Source organism: Sphingopyxis selenitireducens (assembly GCF_051550705.1).
GTDB lineage: Bacteria > Pseudomonadota > Alphaproteobacteria > Sphingomonadales > Sphingomonadaceae > Sphingopyxis.
The window spans coordinates 1-13,826 of record NZ_JBPULG010000004.1; the positions used below are offsets into that span (position 1 = coordinate 1).

Here is a 13,826-nt window from a genome sequence, read left to right on the forward strand (position 1 = left end):
GGGGGGGCGCGCGGCCCCACGCCCAGGGGCACCGCCCATTTTTGCCCTTGGCGGGGGGGGCGGGCCACCCGCCCCCCCGCGGCAGGGATCAATTCTTTGCGGCTGCAGCAGCCTTGCGCTGGGCTTTCTTGCCATCGGTCGCCTCGGCCTTCGGTTCAGGCAGTTCAACCTTACCACCGACCTTTTCGACTGCTTCGATCGCGCCCTTCGACGCGCCAGCAACGGCGAAGTTCAGCTTCGCAGTGAGTTCGCCCTTGGCGAGGAGACGGACGCCGTCCTTGCCGCCACGGGCAAGGCCAGCAGCCTTCAGCGCGGCGTGATCGATCACAGCCTTCGCGTCGAGCTTCTTCGCGTCGACCAGCTTCTGGATCATTCCCAGATTGACGATCGCGAAATCCTTGCCGAAAATATTGTTGAAGCCGCGCTTCGGGATACGCATGTGGAGCGGCATCTGGCCACCCTCGAACCCGTTGATCGCAACGCCGCTGCGTGCCTTCTGGCCCTTCTGGCCACGGCCGGCGGTCTTGCCCTTGCCCGAACCGATGCCGCGTCCGACGCGCATCCGGCCCTTGCGGGCGCCATTATTGTCACGAAGATCGTTAAGTTTGATAGTCATTGCACTCGCTTTCGCTTTTGTCGCGCTCGGGACTGGCCGCCGTTTGCGGGCTCAGTCCGGTTCGATTTCACTCGACGGCTGAAAGCCGGGATAATCCCCGGCCTTTTCCATCACAATAGCCTGCGCCACATAGGCACGGCCATCGACGTTGCTCATAGCCGGGCTGCCGTGAAGCTGCCACCCCCTGTTGAGCAAACCTTCGACGCGCGCGCAAAAGGCGCTGTCGTCGGGGCCGGTCAACAGGCGATAGAGCTTCACTGACGCCTTAGCCTTCGATCACTTCCACCATGTGCGGCAGCTTGCGAATCATGCCGCGCACTTCGGGGGTGTCGATGAGTTCGACCTCGCGGCGCATCTTGCCCAGGCCGAGGCCGGTCAGGATGGCACGCTGGCTCTTGGGACGACGGATCGGCGAACCGATCTGGCGGATCTTGATTTTCTTGTCAGCCATTGTCTTACTCCGTCACCGCCGCGGCTTCGGCCTCGGCAGCGCGATCGGATGCACCGCCACGCTTGATCAGGTCCGAAACCTTCTTGCCGCGACGCTGTGCCACCGACTTCGGGCTCGTCTGTTCACCAAGCGCCTCGAAGGTCGCACGGATCATGTTGTAGGGGTTCGACGTGCCGTTCGACTTGGTCACCACATCGGCAACGCCCAGGCTTTCGAACACGGCGCGCATCGGGCCACCAGCGATGATACCCGTACCGGCGGGAGCCGAACGAACCGTCACCTTGCCGGCACCGAAATGGCCGAGGCCATCATGGTGCAGCGTGCGGCCATCGCGCAGCGGAACGCGAATCATCGCCTTCTTCGCCGCAGCGGTTGCCTTCGAAATGGCTTCCGGCACTTCGCGTGCCTTGCCATGGCCGAAACCGGCGCGGCCTTTGCCGTCACCAACGACGACGAGCGCGGCGAAACCGAAGCGCTTACCGCCCTTCACCGTTTTCGAAACGCGGTTGATGTGAACCAGCTTTTCGATCAGCTCTTCGCCACCATCTTCGTCGCGCGGACGACGATCGTCGCGGCGGCCACGGCCACCGTCACGACCGCCACGGCCACCATCGCGGCCGCCGCCACGGCCGCGGCGCGGAGCCTGGCCATCGGTGGGGGCAGCTTCGGGAGCGCCTTCGACGTTCTGTACTTCGTCTGCCATAATCAGAACTCCAATCCGCCTTCGCGTGCCGCGTCGGCCAGCGCCTTGATGCGCCCGTGGAACAGGAAACCGCCGCGGTCGAACACGACCTGCGTCACGCCCGCCTTCTTGGCGGCAGCGGCGAGGCGCGTGCCGACATCGGCAGCAGCAGCCGTCGTCGCGCCGGTCTTGCCGCGGACATCCTTGTCGAGCGTCGAGGCAGCGGCCAGCGTCTGGCCGGCGGCGTCATCGATAAGCTGCGCATAGATGTGGCGGCCCGAACGGTGAACCGAAAGGCGCGCGCGCCCACCGGCCCGCTTGCGGAGGGCGGTACGAACGCGCTGACGGCGTTTTTCGAATTGGGTAAGATGTGCCATGGCTTACTTCTTCTTGCCTTCTTTGCGGAAGATGTACTCGCCGCGATATTTGATGCCCTTGCCCTTATAGGGCTCCGGCTTACGCCAGCGACGGATTTCTGCCGCGACCTGACCGACCTGCTGCTTGTTGATGCCGGTGATCTCGATCGTCGTATTGTCCGGCGTCTTGATCTCGATGCCCTCGGGCACCGCGAAATCGACATCATGGCTGTAGCCAAGCTGCAGCTTCAGATTCTTGCCCTGTGCGTTGGCACGATAGCCGACGCCGGTGATTTCGAGGACTTTGGTGAAGCCTTCGGTCACACCCGTGATCAGGTTCTGAACCAGCGTGCGCTGCATGCCCCAGAAAGCGCGAGCTTCGCGGGTGCTGTTCGCGGGCTGAACCGAGATGCTGCCTTCGGCGACTTCATAGTTGATGAGGTCGGAAAGCGGCATCGCGAGCGTGCCCTTGGGGCCCTTGACCGACAGCTGACCGCCGTCGATCGCGGCGGTGACGCCGCTGGGAATGCCCACTGCCTTTTTACCAATGCGCGACATCAGAACACCTCCGCCAGCACTTCGCCGCCGACATTATGTTCGCGTGCTTCGGCGTCCGAGAGAACGCCGCGCGGGGTCGACACGATGGTGATGCCCAGGCCGTTGCGCACGATCGGCAGTTCTTTCGAACCCGAATAGATGCGGCGGCCCGGCTTCGAAACGCGCGCCACATGGCGGATCGCCGGCTGCCCTTCGAAATATTTCAGTTCGATGCGGATGCCCTTGTGCTGGCCCTTGGCACCCAGCGCTTCTTCGCTGTAGCCGCGGATATAGCCTTCGCGCTGGAGAACATCGAGAACGCGGACGCGCAAGGTGGAAGCCGGCGTCAGGACGCTGTCCTTCTTCGCCTGCTGGCCGTTGCGGATGCGGGTGAGCATATCACCCAAAGGATCGGTCATTGCCATCTTGTCAGTCCCTTACCAGCTCGACTTCACAACACCGGGAATCAGGCCCTTGTTGGCCAGATCGCGGAGCTGGATACGGCAAAGCCGGAATTTGCGATAATAAGCGCGCGGGCGGCCCGTCAGCTCGCACCGGTTACGGATGCGGGTCGGGTTACCATTGCGCGGGATTTCCGCCATCTTGAGGCGCGCGATCAGACGCTCGCCATCGTCGAGCGACGTGTCTGCCGCAATCGCCTTCAGCTTCGCGTAACGGCCGGCATATTTCTTCACCAGCTGCTTGCGACGCTCGTTCTTGTTCATCGAACTCAGTTTCGCCATGACTTAAGTTCTCTTTCCTTCTTGAAAGAGCCTGCCTGGTCCCGAAGGAATCAGGCGGCTTCCTTTTCCTGCGCTTCGATCGGGAAGGGGAAGCCGAACAGCTTGAGCAGTTCGCGGGCTTCTTCGTCCGTACGGGCGGTGGTGGTGACGATCACGTCCATGCCGCGCACCTGATCGATGCGGTCATAGTTGATCTCGGGGAAGATGATCTGCTCTTTCAGGCCCATGGCATAATTGCCACGACCGTCGAAGCTCGTCGCCGACACGCCACGGAAATCGCGGATGCGCGGCATTGCGATGGTGATCAGGCGGTCGAGGAATTCGTACATCCGCTCGCGGCGCAGGGTCACCTTGCAACCGATCGGCATGCCTTCGCGCAGCTTGAACTGGGCGATCGACTTCTTTGCCTTGGTCACGACAGGCTTCTGGCCGGCGATCAGCTCCATTTCTGCAGCTGCCGATTCGACCTTCTTCTTGTCCTGCGTGGCTTCGCCGACGCCCATGTTGAGCGTGATCTTTTCGATCTTCGGGACTTCCATCGCATTCTTGTAACCGAATTTCTCGGTCATCGCCTTGACGATCACATCGTCATAGCGGGTCCGCATGCGCGGGGTGTATTTATCAGCCACTGATCGTCTCCCCGGACTTCACGGCGACACGCACCTTCTTGCCGTCCTTGGTTTCAAAGCGCACGCGCGTCGGCTTGCCGCTCTTCGGATCCGCCAGCGCGACCTTGCTCGCGAACAGCGGTGCTTCCTTGCGTTCCAGGCCACCCTGCGGGTTGGTCTGGGTCGGCTTGCGGTGACGCGTGATGATGTTGACGCCCGCGACCACAACCTTGCCGTCTTTCGGCAGGCTCTGGGTCACTTCGCCGGTCTTGCCCTTGTCCTTGCCGGACAGGATGACAACCGTGTCGCCCTTCTTGATCTTGTTCGCCATGGTCAGAGTACCTCCGGCGCCAGGCTGATGATCTTCATATAGCCCTTGCCGCGCAGTTCGCGGACGACGGGGCCGAAGATACGGGTGCCGATCGGCTCCTCGTTCTTGTTGACGAGCACGGCAGCGTTGCTGTCGAAACGGATCACCGAACCATCGGCGCGGCGCACGTCCTTGGCGGTGCGAACGATAACGGCGCGATGCACGTCACCCTTCTTCACCTTGCCACGCGGCTGTGCTTCCTTGATCGACACGACGATCACGTCGCCGACGCCGGCAACGCGACGCTTCGACCCGCCCAGCACCTTGATGCACTGGACGCGCTTTGCACCGCTGTTGTCAGCGACTTCCAATTGTGACTGCATCTGAATCATCGATGCATTTCCTTCTGCTTTGGCCTACCGGGATACCCCGGCGGTTCCGTGAAACTTGGCTTCAGGCGTCAGCAGCCGTTTTGGGCTTGCTGTGGGTGTCGACCTTGTCGAGCACCTTCCACGTCTTCAGCTTCGAAATCGGCCGCGTCTCTTCGATGCGGACGGTTTCGCCAGCCTTGATGCTGTTGTCCTCATCATGGGCGTGGTACTTCTTCGAACGGCGGATGATCTTGCCGTACAGAGGGTGCTTCACCTTCCGCTCGACTTTCACCACGACGGTCTTGTCGCCCTTGTCGGACACCACCGTACCGGTCAATATGCGCTTCGGCATCGATAGTCTCCTTACTTCGCAGCCGAGCGGGTACGCTCGGTCTGCTGCGTCTTGATGCGGGCGATCGAGCGCCGCACTTCCTTGACGCGCGAGGCTTTTTCAAGCTGGCCGGTGGCCGCCTGGAAGCGGAGGTTGAACGCCTCGCGCTTCAGTTCGCCAAGCTGTTCCGCGAGCTGGTCGTCGGTCTTGGCCTTGTAATCTTCGGTCTTGGCCATTGCCTTAACCCTCCAGATGGGTCGTGTCGCCGAGGCGGGCAACGACCTTCGTCTTGATCGGCAGCTTCATCGCCGCACGTTCGAATGCCAGCGCGGCCACGGGGCCGGGAACGCCGTCGAGTTCGAACAGGATGCGGCCCGGCTTCACGCGCGCGGCCCAGAATTCCGGCGAACCCTTGCCCTTACCCATGCGGACTTCGGCAGGCTTCGACGACACGGGAAGGTCGGGGAAGATGCGGATCCACAAACGGCCCTGACGCTTGATCGCACGGCTGATGGCACGACGCGCAGCTTCGATCTGGCGCGCGGTGATCCGCTCGGGTTCCATCGCCTTCAGCCCGTAGGAGCCGAAGTTGAGGCTGGTCCCACCCTTGGCATTGCCATGGATGCGGCCCTTGAAGGCCTTGCGGAACTTGGTTTTTTTCGGTTGCAGCATGTCAGCAGTCCTTAGCGGCGATCATCGCGCGCCGGGCGCACGCCCGACGTCTGCGCGTCGAGCATCAACCGGTCGGTCGCCATCGGGTCATGACCCAGGATTTCGCCCTTGAAGATCCAAACCTTGATCCCGCACACGCCATAGGCGGTGTGGGCGGTCGATTCGGCATAGTCGACATTGGCGCGCAGCGTGTGAAGCGGCACCCGGCCTTCGCGGTACCATTCGGTACGTGCGATTTCCGCGCCGCCGAGACGGCCGGCGCAGTTGATGCGGATGCCTTCGGCGCCCAGACGCATCGCCGATTGAACGGCACGCTTCATGGCACGACGGAATGCGACGCGGCGTTCGAGCTGGTCGGCAATGCCCTGACCGACGAGCTTGGCGTCGACTTCAGGCTTGCGGATTTCGACGATGTTCAGCGACACGTCGCTGCCCGTCAGTTCGCCCAGCTTCTTGCGCAGCTTTTCGATGTCCGCGCCCTTCTTGCCGATGATGACACCCGGGCGGGCGGCATAGATCGACACGCGGCAAAGCTTTGCGGGACGCTCGATAACGACCTTCGAGATCGCTGCCTGCGGCAGGGTCTTGAACACATACTGACGGATCTTCAGATCCTCGACCAGCATGCGGCCATAGTCCTGGCCTTCGGCGAACCAGCGGCTGTCCCAGGTGCGGTTGACCTGCAGGCGCAGGCCGATCGGATTGCTCTTCTGGCCCATCTTACGCCTCTTCTTCCTGTTCGCGGACGACGATGCGGATGCGGCTGAACGGCTTGACGATCCGGGTCGACTTGCCGCGGCCACGTGCGTGCCAGCGCTTCATCGAGATCGACTTGCCGACGCTGGCTTCCTGGACGACCAGGGCATCAACATCGAGGTTGTGGTTGTTTTCCGCGTTGGCGATGGCGCTGGCGAGAACCTTGCGCACGTCGACAGCCATCGCCTTCTTCGAGAAGGTGAGGACGTTCAGCGCGTCTTCGACCTTGCGGCCGCGGATCAGTGCGGCAACGAGGTTGAGCTTCTGAGCCGAACCGCGAATCTGCGTACCGACCGAGAGCGCCTCATTATCCGCAACGCGGCGGGGGGATTTTGCCTTACCCATTAGCGTTTGCCCTTCTTGTCGGCAGCGTGACCGGGGAAGAAGCGCGTCGGCGCAAATTCACCCAGCTTCATGCCGACCATATCTTCGTTGACCGACACCGGCACGAACTTGCGGCCGTTGTAGACGTTGAAGGTCAGCCCCACGAACTGCGGCAGGATGGTGGACCGACGCGACCAGGTTTTGATCGGGGCAGAGCTGCCGCCGTCCTGTGCCGTTTCGGCTTTCTTGAGCAGATGGAGGTCCACGAACGGACCCTTCCAGACCGAGCGAGCCATGGCTTACCTCTTCTTCTTCGCGTGACGCGACCGGATAATCATCTTGTCGGTCGACTTGTTATGGCGCGTACGCGCACCCTTCGTCGGCTTGCCCCACGGGGTAACCGGGTGACGGCCGCCCGAGGTACGGCCTTCGCCGCCGCCATGCGGGTGATCGACCGGGTTCTTCGCAACACCGCGGGTCAGCGGGCGGACGCCCATCCAACGACGACGGCCAGCCTTTGCGAGGGTCTGGTTGGTGTTGTCGGGGTTCGAAACCGCGCCCACCGTGCCCATGCAATCGCCGCGAATATAACGCTGCTCGCCCGAACCGAGACGCACGATGACGAGACCGCGGTCACGACCGACGACCTGTGCATAGGTGCCAGCCGAACGGGCGATCTGGCCACCCTTGCCCGGCTTCATCTCGATGTTGTGAACGATCGTGCCGACCGGCATCTGCGACAATTCCATCGCATTGCCCGGCTTCACGTCGGTCTTCTTGCCTGCGATGATCTTGTCGCCGACGGCCAGACGCTGCGGCGCCAGGATGTAAGCGACGCGGTCCTTGCCGGCTTCGTCCTTGCCATAGTTGATCAGCGCGATGAAGGCGGTGCGGTTGGGGTCATATTCCAGACGCTCGACCGTGCCTTCGACGTCCCAGAGGCGACGCTTGAAATCGACGATGCGATAGCGCTGCTTGTGACCGCCACCGATACCGCGCGAGGTCACATGACCCTTGTTGTTGCGGCCGCCGGTCTTGCTCTTGCCTTCGGTCAGCGCCTTGACGGGCTTGCCCTTCCAGAGCGAGGACCGATCGATAAGGATCAGGCCGCGCTGTGCGGGGCTGGTCGGATTATAGGATTTAAGTGCCATTTTCTCTGCCTCTTCCTACAATCAGACGCCGGTCGTGACGTCGATCGACTGGCCTTCGGCCAGACGAACGATCGCTTTTTTCACGTCGCTGCGGGTGTAGGGCTTGCCCTTCCAACGCTTGGTCTTGCCCTTGGTGACGAGCGTGTTCACGCCGATCACCTTGACATCGAACAGCGCCTCGACGGCGGCCTTGATGGCGGGCTTGGTCGCATCATTTGCGACCTTGAACACCACCGCGTTGTTCTCGCTGAGCATCGTCGACTTTTCGGTGATCACCGGAGCGAGGATCACGTCATAGTGACGCGCGTCGACTGTTTTTGCCTTAGCCATTGAAGCGTGCCTCCAGCTTTTCGAGGCCGGCGCGGGTCAGGACCAGCGTATCGGCGCGCAAAATGTCATAGACGTTGGCACCCATCGCCGGCATCGAGTCGATACCGATGAGGTTGGCCGACGCCATGGCGAAGCTTTCGTGCACTGCATCACCGTCGATGAAGAGTGCGCGATTGCCGAGTTCGAGCTTGCCGAGCTGACCGGCGAGTGCCTTGGTCTTGGCATCCTTGAGCTCGAGCGTGTCGAGAACGAGGATCTTGCCGCCCTTAGCCTTGTCGCTCAGCGCCATTTTCAGGCCGAGCGTGCGGATCTTCTTGTTCAGCGAGTGACCGAAGGTGCGGGCCCGGGGACCGTGCGCCTTGCCGCCGCCGATGAAGATCGGAGCTGCGCGATCGCCGTGACGAGCGGTACCGCCGCCCTTCTGGCGACCGAACTTCTTGCCAGTGCGCGACACATCGCTGCGTTCGCGGGCGGCGCGAGCCGGACCACGGCGCTTTTCGAGCTGCCAGCTGACGACGCGGTGGAGGATGTCGGCACGCGGGTCGACGCCGAACACTTCGTCGTTAAGATCGATGTCCGCGCCGGCCTTGCCGTCGATGGTGTGAACCTTGACCTTCATGATCAGGACTCCTGTGCGCCGTCGGTGGTCGCGGTATCGACGACGACGGTTTCTTCCGTCGCGGTTTCAACCGGTGCATCCGCCGGGACTTCGTGATTGGCGTTCGCCGCGCTCTTGATGCCCGCCGGATAGGGGGCCTCGGGGTGGCGCGGCAGCTTGACCGCATCGCGGACCATCAGCCAGCCGCCCTTCGAACCAGGGACCGAGCCCTTGACGAAGATGAGGCCGCGCTCGACGTCCGTGCGAACGATTTCGAGATTCTGCTGGGTGCGGTTGCGGGCACCCATATGGCCGGCCATCTTCTTGTTCTTGAAGACGCGGCCCGGATCCTGACGGTTACCGGTCGAACCATGCGCACGGTGACTGATCGAAACACCGTGGGTTGCGCGCATACCGCCGAAACCCCAACGCTTCATCGCACCGGCAAAGCCCTTGCCCTGGGTGACGCCCTGGATGTCGACGATCTGGCCGGCAACGAAATGGTCAGCCGACAGTTCGGCACCGACGTCGAGCGTCGCGTCGTCAGCGACGCGGAATTCGACGATCTTTGCCTTGGGCTCCACTTCGGCCTTGCCGAAAGCGCCGCGCTGCGGCTTGGCGACATTCTTCGCCTTTGCCGAGCCTGCACCCAGCTGAACGGCCACATAGCCGTCACGTTCTTGTTCGCGCACAGAAATGACCTGGCAGCCTTCGAGGCTCAGGACGGTGACGGGCACATGGCGGCCATCATCCTGAAACAGGCGGGTCATCCCCATTTTCTTCGCGATCACGCCAGTCCGCATGATCAAACTCCTCAACAGAGGCCGGGCGGACCATTCCGCACGGCGTGTGGGCCCCCATCAAGGCGAACCTTGATGGAAACCCGTCCCAGCCCGAAATTTCGATGTGTCGCCCCGTCCGGGCTGAGGTGCCGCCCTCCCGAAGGAAAGCGGCGAGACGGGGGACGCAGCCCGGTCTGGATGTTTCCGAAGAAACGACCGGCGGTATCCACCCTATCGTCGGCCCGGATCGCTCCGGACATGCAGGCGGCGAACCGCTTGCCGATAGAGACCCCGGACGGATCCGGGGCTGCGTTGGCTCAGGCCAACTTGATTTCGACGTTCACGCCGGCAGCAAGGTCGAGCTTCATCAGCGCATCGACGGTCTGCGGGGTGGGCTGAACGATGTCGAGCAGCCGCTTGTGGGTACGCACCTCGAACTGCTCGCGCGACTTTTTGTCGACATGCGGACCGCGGTTCACGGTGAATTTTTCAATGCGCGTCGGCAGCGGGATAGGACCGCGAATGAGTGCCCCCGTGCGACGTGCCGTATCGGCGATGTCGGTGGTGGCCTGATCGAGCACGCGGTGATCAAAGGCCTTGAGGCGAATGCGAATATTCTGCGTTTCCATGACTGTTCCAGTCGAATCCCGTCTAGCGATGCGAAAGAGCCGAAATGGCCTGGTCCGACCTCCTCAAGGAAGCCGGATCGGCCATCAAAATTCTTTAAGCTACGAGCCGCCCGAATCGTTGCGAATCGGGCGGCTCGAGGCCCTATATTACTTTGTGACCGTCGCCACAACCCCTGCACCGACAGTGCGGCCGCCTTCGCGAATTGCGAAGCGCAGACCCGGGTCCATAGCGATCGGAGCAATCAGCTTGACCGCCAGCTGGACGTTGTCGCCCGGCATGACCATTTCGGTGCCCTCGGGAAGGATCACTTCGCCGGTGACGTCCGTGGTGCGGAAGTAGAACTGCGGACGATAGTTCGCGAAGAACGGCGTGTGACGGCCGCCTTCGTCCTTCGACAGGACGTACACTTCCGAGGTGAACTCGGTGTGCGGCTTGATCGAGCCGGGCTTGCAGAGAACCTGACCACGCTCGACTTCTTCACGGCCGACGCCACGGATCAGCGCACCGACGTTATCGCCAGCCTGGCCCTGGTCGAGCAGCTTGCGGAACATTTCGACGCCGGTCACGACGGTCTTCTTGGTGTCCTTGATGCCGACGATTTCGACTTCTTCACCAACCTTGACGACGCCGGTTTCGATACGGCCGGTGACGACAGTACCGCGACCCGAGATCGAGAACACGTCTTCGATCGGCATCAGGAAGGGCTGATCGATCGGACGATCGGGCTGCGGGATCCAGCTGTCGACAGCTTCCATCAGCTTCAGGATCGATTCCTTGCCGATGTTGTCGTCGCGGTTTTCAAGAGCAGCAAGCGCCGAACCGGCAACGATCGGAATATTGTCGCCGTCGAAGCCACGCTTCGAAAGTTCTTCGCGGATTTCCATTTCGACGAGCTCGAGCAGCTCGGGATCGTCCAGCTGGTCGACCTTGTTGAGGAAGACGACCATGGTGGGAACGCCAACCTGCTTCGCGAGCAGGATGTGCTCCTTGGTCTGCGGCATCGGGCCGTCAGCGGCCGACACGACGAGGATCGCGCCGTCCATCTGGGCGGCACCGGTGATCATGTTCTTCACATAGTCGGCGTGACCCGGGCAATCGACGTGCGCATAGTGGCGCGCTTCGGTTTCATATTCGATGTGCGAGGTCGAAATGGTGATGCCGCGCTCGCGCTCTTCGGGAGCCTTGTCGATGTTCGCGAAATCAACGGCCGCGCCGCCGCCACGTTCCGACAGGATCTTCGAGATCGCTGCGGTCAGCGAGGTCTTGCCATGGTCGACGTGACCGATGGTGCCGATGTTGCAGTGCGGCTTCGTCCGCTCAAATTTAGCCTTGGCCATGATGTAACAACCTTCTTGTTCAATGTTTGCGTTGATCAGTCCTGGACGAGCCTGCTGAATCAGGCGCCGCCCTTAGAGGGTCTTGCCGCGCGGTGCAAGCCCGCGCGGTTTTGACCATCAGGCCATCTTGGCCTTCACTTCTTCGGCGACGTTGGTCGGCACTTCTTCATAATGCGAGAATTGCATCGAGTAGCTGGCGCGACCCTGGCTGAAGCTGCGCAGCTGATTGACGTAGCCGAACATGTTCGCGAGCGGAACAATCGCCTCGACGACCTGGGCAATGCCCCGGCTGTCGGTGCCCTGAATCTGCCCGCGACGGCTGTTCAGATCGCCGATCACGTCACCCATGAATTCCTCAGGGGTAACAACCTCGACCTTCATCACCGGCTCGAGCAGCTTGATGCCTGCCTTTGCCGCGACTTCGCGCATCGCTGCACGGCCCGCGATTTCGAACGCCAGCGCCGACGAGTCGACGTCGTGGTAGGCACCGTCGGTGAGACGGATTTCGAAGTCGATGATCGGGAAGCCGATCATGTGACCGTTTTCAGCCGATTCGCGCATGCCCTTTTCGACCGACGGGATATATTCGCGCGGAATGTTACCGCCCTTGATCTCGTCGATGAAGGTGATGCCCGCGCCGCGCTCACCAGGAGCGACGCTGACCTTCACGCGGCCGAACTGGCCCGAGCCGCCCGACTGCTTCTTGTGGGTGTAGTCGACGTCGACGGCCTTCGCGAGCGATTCGCGGTACGCCACCTGCGGCGCGCCGACGTTCGCTTCGACCTTGAACTCGCGCTTCATACGATCGACGAGGATGTCGAGGTGAAGCTCGCCCATGCCCTTGATGATCGTCTGGCCCGATTCGTGATCGGTCGACACGCGGAACGAGGGATCCTCGGCAGCCAGGCGGTTGAGCGCAATGCCCATACGTTCCTGGTCAGCCTTGGTCTTCGGTTCCACCGACAGCTCGATGACCGGCTCGGGGAATTCCATCCGCTCGAGGATGATCGGCGCGTTGGTGGCGCAGAGCGTGTCCCCGGTGGTGGTTTCCTTGAGGCCGGCGAGCGCAACGATGTCGCCTGCATAAGCTTCTTCGATGTCTTCGCGGCTGTTCGCATGCATGAGCAGCATGCGGCCAACCTTTTCCTTCTTGTCCTTCACCGAGTTCAGGTACGTGCCCTTGTTCAGGGTACCCGAATAGATGCGGGCGAAGGTGAGCGAGCCAACGAACGGGTCGTTCATGATCTTGAACGCGAGCAGCGACAGCGGCGCCGAGTCCGACGTTTCACGCGAATCGGGCTCGTCGTTGTTCGGGTTGATGCCCTGAACATTCTCGATGTCGAGCGGCGAGGGCAGATAGTCGACAACCGCGTCGAGCAGCGCCTGAACGCCCTTGTTCTTGAACGACGAACCGCACAGCACCGGCACGAAAGCCTGCGCCAGCGTACCCTTGCGAATCAGCGCCTTCAGTTCGGGAACGGCGGGGACGGTGCCTTCGAGATAGGCTTCCATCGCGGCGTCATCCTGCTCGACGGCAAGTTCGACCAGCTTTTCACGATATTCGGCGGCCTTGTCGACGAGGTCGGCGGGAATTTCCTCGTAAGAGAATTCCGCGCCCAGGCTTTCATCCTTCCAGATGATCGCGCGTTCGTTGACGAGGTCGACGAGACCGACGAAATCGCTTTCGGCGCCGATGGGCAGATAGAGCACAGCCGGGACCGCACCGAGGCGATCGATGATCGTCTGGACGCAATAATAGAAGTTGGCGCCGGTGCGATCGAGCTTGTTGATGTAGCACATGCGCGGCACGCGATACTTGTCGGCCTGACGCCACACGGTTTCCGACTGCGGCTCAACGCCGGCAACGCCATCGAACGCGGTGATCGCGCCGTCAAGAACGCGAAGCGAGCGTTCGACTTCAATCGTGAAGTCGACGTGTCCGGGGGTGTCGATGATGTTCAGGCGGTGCTCGGGGCCCTGACCTTCATCGGCCTTCCACAGGCAGGTCGTTGCGGCCGACGTGATCGTGATACCGCGTTCCTGTTCCTGCTCCATCCAGTCCATCGTCGCAGCGCCGTCATGGACTTCGCCGATCTTGTAGGACTTGCCGGTGTAGTAAAGGATACGCTCGGTCGTCGTGGTCTTGCCGGCGTCGATGTGCGCCATAATACCGAAATTGCGATAGCGTTCGAGCGGATGGCTGCGTGCCATGGTCTTTTCCTTGGATTTGGGGGGCGGTCA

General features: G+C 62.0%; 24 protein-coding genes. All 24 read right to left on the minus strand.

The features are described from left to right. Positions 1 to 88: 88 nt before the first annotated feature. Entirely contained in the window at positions 89 to 616 is a 528-nt protein-coding gene (gene rplO / locus ACSYDV_RS13245; RefSeq protein WP_438324299.1) for a 50S ribosomal protein L15, read from the minus strand. Positions 617 to 667: 51 nt separating this feature from the next. Beyond that, positions 668 to 874 (minus strand): DUF1737 domain-containing protein, encoded by a 207-nt coding sequence (locus tag ACSYDV_RS13250; protein WP_438324300.1) that lies wholly within the window; start codon positions 872 to 874, stop codon positions 668 to 670. Positions 875 to 881: 7 nt separating this feature from the next. Further along, positions 882 to 1,067, minus strand: coding sequence for a 50S ribosomal protein L30 (gene rpmD / locus ACSYDV_RS13255; RefSeq protein ID WP_438324301.1), 186 nt, complete (start codon positions 1,065 to 1,067; stop codon positions 882 to 884). 4 nt (positions 1,068 to 1,071) lie between these two features. Continuing rightward, positions 1,072 to 1,770, minus strand: a complete 699-nt coding sequence (rpsE, locus tag ACSYDV_RS13260) for a 30S ribosomal protein S5 (RefSeq protein WP_438324302.1) — start codon at positions 1,768 to 1,770, stop codon at positions 1,072 to 1,074. A gap of 2 nt (positions 1,771 to 1,772) precedes the next feature. After that, positions 1,773 to 2,126, minus strand: a complete 354-nt coding sequence (rplR, locus tag ACSYDV_RS13265; protein ID WP_438324303.1) for a 50S ribosomal protein L18 — start codon at positions 2,124 to 2,126, stop codon at positions 1,773 to 1,775. Between the two features lie 3 nt (positions 2,127 to 2,129). Then, positions 2,130 to 2,663, minus strand: coding sequence for a 50S ribosomal protein L6 (gene rplF, locus ACSYDV_RS13270; protein WP_438324304.1), 534 nt, complete (start codon positions 2,661 to 2,663; stop codon positions 2,130 to 2,132). Next, positions 2,663 to 3,067 carry a 30S ribosomal protein S8 gene (gene rpsH / locus ACSYDV_RS13275; RefSeq protein ID WP_037556380.1) on the minus strand — a complete coding sequence of 135 codons (405 nt, stop codon included), beginning with the start codon at positions 3,065 to 3,067 and terminating at the stop codon, positions 2,663 to 2,665. The genes rplF and rpsH overlap by 1 nt, the downstream gene beginning before the upstream one ends. A 12-nt stretch (positions 3,068 to 3,079) precedes the next feature. Next, positions 3,080 to 3,385, minus strand: coding sequence for a 30S ribosomal protein S14 (rpsN, locus tag ACSYDV_RS13280; RefSeq protein ID WP_039578292.1), 306 nt, complete (start codon positions 3,383 to 3,385; stop codon positions 3,080 to 3,082). 50 nt (positions 3,386 to 3,435) lie between these two features. After that, positions 3,436 to 4,014 carry a 50S ribosomal protein L5 gene (gene rplE / locus ACSYDV_RS13285; protein WP_438324305.1) on the minus strand — a complete coding sequence of 193 codons (579 nt, stop codon included), beginning with the start codon at positions 4,012 to 4,014 and terminating at the stop codon, positions 3,436 to 3,438. Continuing rightward, the gene (gene rplX, locus ACSYDV_RS13290) at positions 4,007 to 4,324 is read right to left on the minus strand and encodes a 50S ribosomal protein L24 (protein ID WP_438324306.1); all 318 of its coding nucleotides are present in this window, start codon (positions 4,322 to 4,324) and stop codon (positions 4,007 to 4,009) included. Before rplX ends, rplE begins: the two co-directional genes overlap by 8 nt. Before the next feature lie 2 nt (positions 4,325 to 4,326). Next, entirely contained in the window at positions 4,327 to 4,695 is a 369-nt protein-coding gene (gene rplN, locus ACSYDV_RS13295; protein WP_033074348.1) for a 50S ribosomal protein L14, read from the minus strand. A gap of 61 nt (positions 4,696 to 4,756) precedes the next feature. Further along, positions 4,757 to 5,026 carry a 30S ribosomal protein S17 gene (rpsQ, locus tag ACSYDV_RS13300; protein ID WP_088473645.1) on the minus strand — a complete coding sequence of 90 codons (270 nt, stop codon included), beginning with the start codon at positions 5,024 to 5,026 and terminating at the stop codon, positions 4,757 to 4,759. Between the two features lie 11 nt (positions 5,027 to 5,037). After that, positions 5,038 to 5,241: a 50S ribosomal protein L29 gene (gene rpmC / locus ACSYDV_RS13305; protein WP_438324307.1), complete on the minus strand. Its 204-nt coding sequence runs from the start codon at positions 5,239 to 5,241 to the stop codon at positions 5,038 to 5,040. A gap of 4 nt (positions 5,242 to 5,245) precedes the next feature. Then, on the minus strand, positions 5,246 to 5,677 hold the full coding sequence (gene rplP / locus ACSYDV_RS13310) for a 50S ribosomal protein L16 (RefSeq protein ID WP_438324308.1): 432 nt from the start codon (positions 5,675 to 5,677) through the stop codon (positions 5,246 to 5,248). Between the two features lie 11 nt (positions 5,678 to 5,688). Further along, a complete protein-coding gene (gene rpsC, locus ACSYDV_RS13315) occupies positions 5,689 to 6,396 on the minus strand; it encodes a 30S ribosomal protein S3 (protein WP_438324309.1) in 708 nt (235 codons plus the stop codon). 1 nt (position 6,397) lies between these two features. Beyond that, entirely contained in the window at positions 6,398 to 6,778 is a 381-nt protein-coding gene (rplV, locus tag ACSYDV_RS13320; RefSeq protein ID WP_438324310.1) for a 50S ribosomal protein L22, read from the minus strand. Next, positions 6,778 to 7,053, minus strand: coding sequence for a 30S ribosomal protein S19 (rpsS, locus tag ACSYDV_RS13325; RefSeq protein ID WP_037556370.1), 276 nt, complete (start codon positions 7,051 to 7,053; stop codon positions 6,778 to 6,780). Before rpsS ends, rplV begins: the two co-directional genes overlap by 1 nt. 3 nt (positions 7,054 to 7,056) lie before the next feature. Next, positions 7,057 to 7,908, minus strand: coding sequence for a 50S ribosomal protein L2 (rplB, locus tag ACSYDV_RS13330; protein ID WP_438324311.1), 852 nt, complete (start codon positions 7,906 to 7,908; stop codon positions 7,057 to 7,059). A 21-nt stretch (positions 7,909 to 7,929) separates the two neighbouring features. After that, positions 7,930 to 8,238 carry a 50S ribosomal protein L23 gene (locus ACSYDV_RS13335; protein WP_438324312.1) on the minus strand — a complete coding sequence of 103 codons (309 nt, stop codon included), beginning with the start codon at positions 8,236 to 8,238 and terminating at the stop codon, positions 7,930 to 7,932. Beyond that, the gene (gene rplD / locus ACSYDV_RS13340; RefSeq protein WP_438324313.1) at positions 8,231 to 8,857 is read right to left on the minus strand and encodes a 50S ribosomal protein L4; all 627 of its coding nucleotides are present in this window, start codon (positions 8,855 to 8,857) and stop codon (positions 8,231 to 8,233) included. The genes ACSYDV_RS13335 and rplD overlap by 8 nt, the downstream gene beginning before the upstream one ends. Positions 8,858 to 8,859: 2 nt before the next feature. Continuing rightward, entirely contained in the window at positions 8,860 to 9,639 is a 780-nt protein-coding gene (gene rplC, locus ACSYDV_RS13345; RefSeq protein ID WP_438324314.1) for a 50S ribosomal protein L3, read from the minus strand. Between the two features lie 296 nt (positions 9,640 to 9,935). Further along, the gene (gene rpsJ, locus ACSYDV_RS13350) at positions 9,936 to 10,247 is read right to left on the minus strand and encodes a 30S ribosomal protein S10 (protein WP_003042199.1); all 312 of its coding nucleotides are present in this window, start codon (positions 10,245 to 10,247) and stop codon (positions 9,936 to 9,938) included. A gap of 147 nt (positions 10,248 to 10,394) precedes the next feature. Then, a complete protein-coding gene (gene tuf, locus ACSYDV_RS13355) occupies positions 10,395 to 11,585 on the minus strand; it encodes an elongation factor Tu (RefSeq protein ID WP_438324315.1) in 1,191 nt (396 codons plus the stop codon). 117 nt (positions 11,586 to 11,702) lie between these two features. Beyond that, a complete protein-coding gene (gene fusA / locus ACSYDV_RS13360) occupies positions 11,703 to 13,796 on the minus strand; it encodes an elongation factor G (protein ID WP_438324316.1) in 2,094 nt (697 codons plus the stop codon). Positions 13,797 to 13,826: the final 30 nt, after the last annotated feature.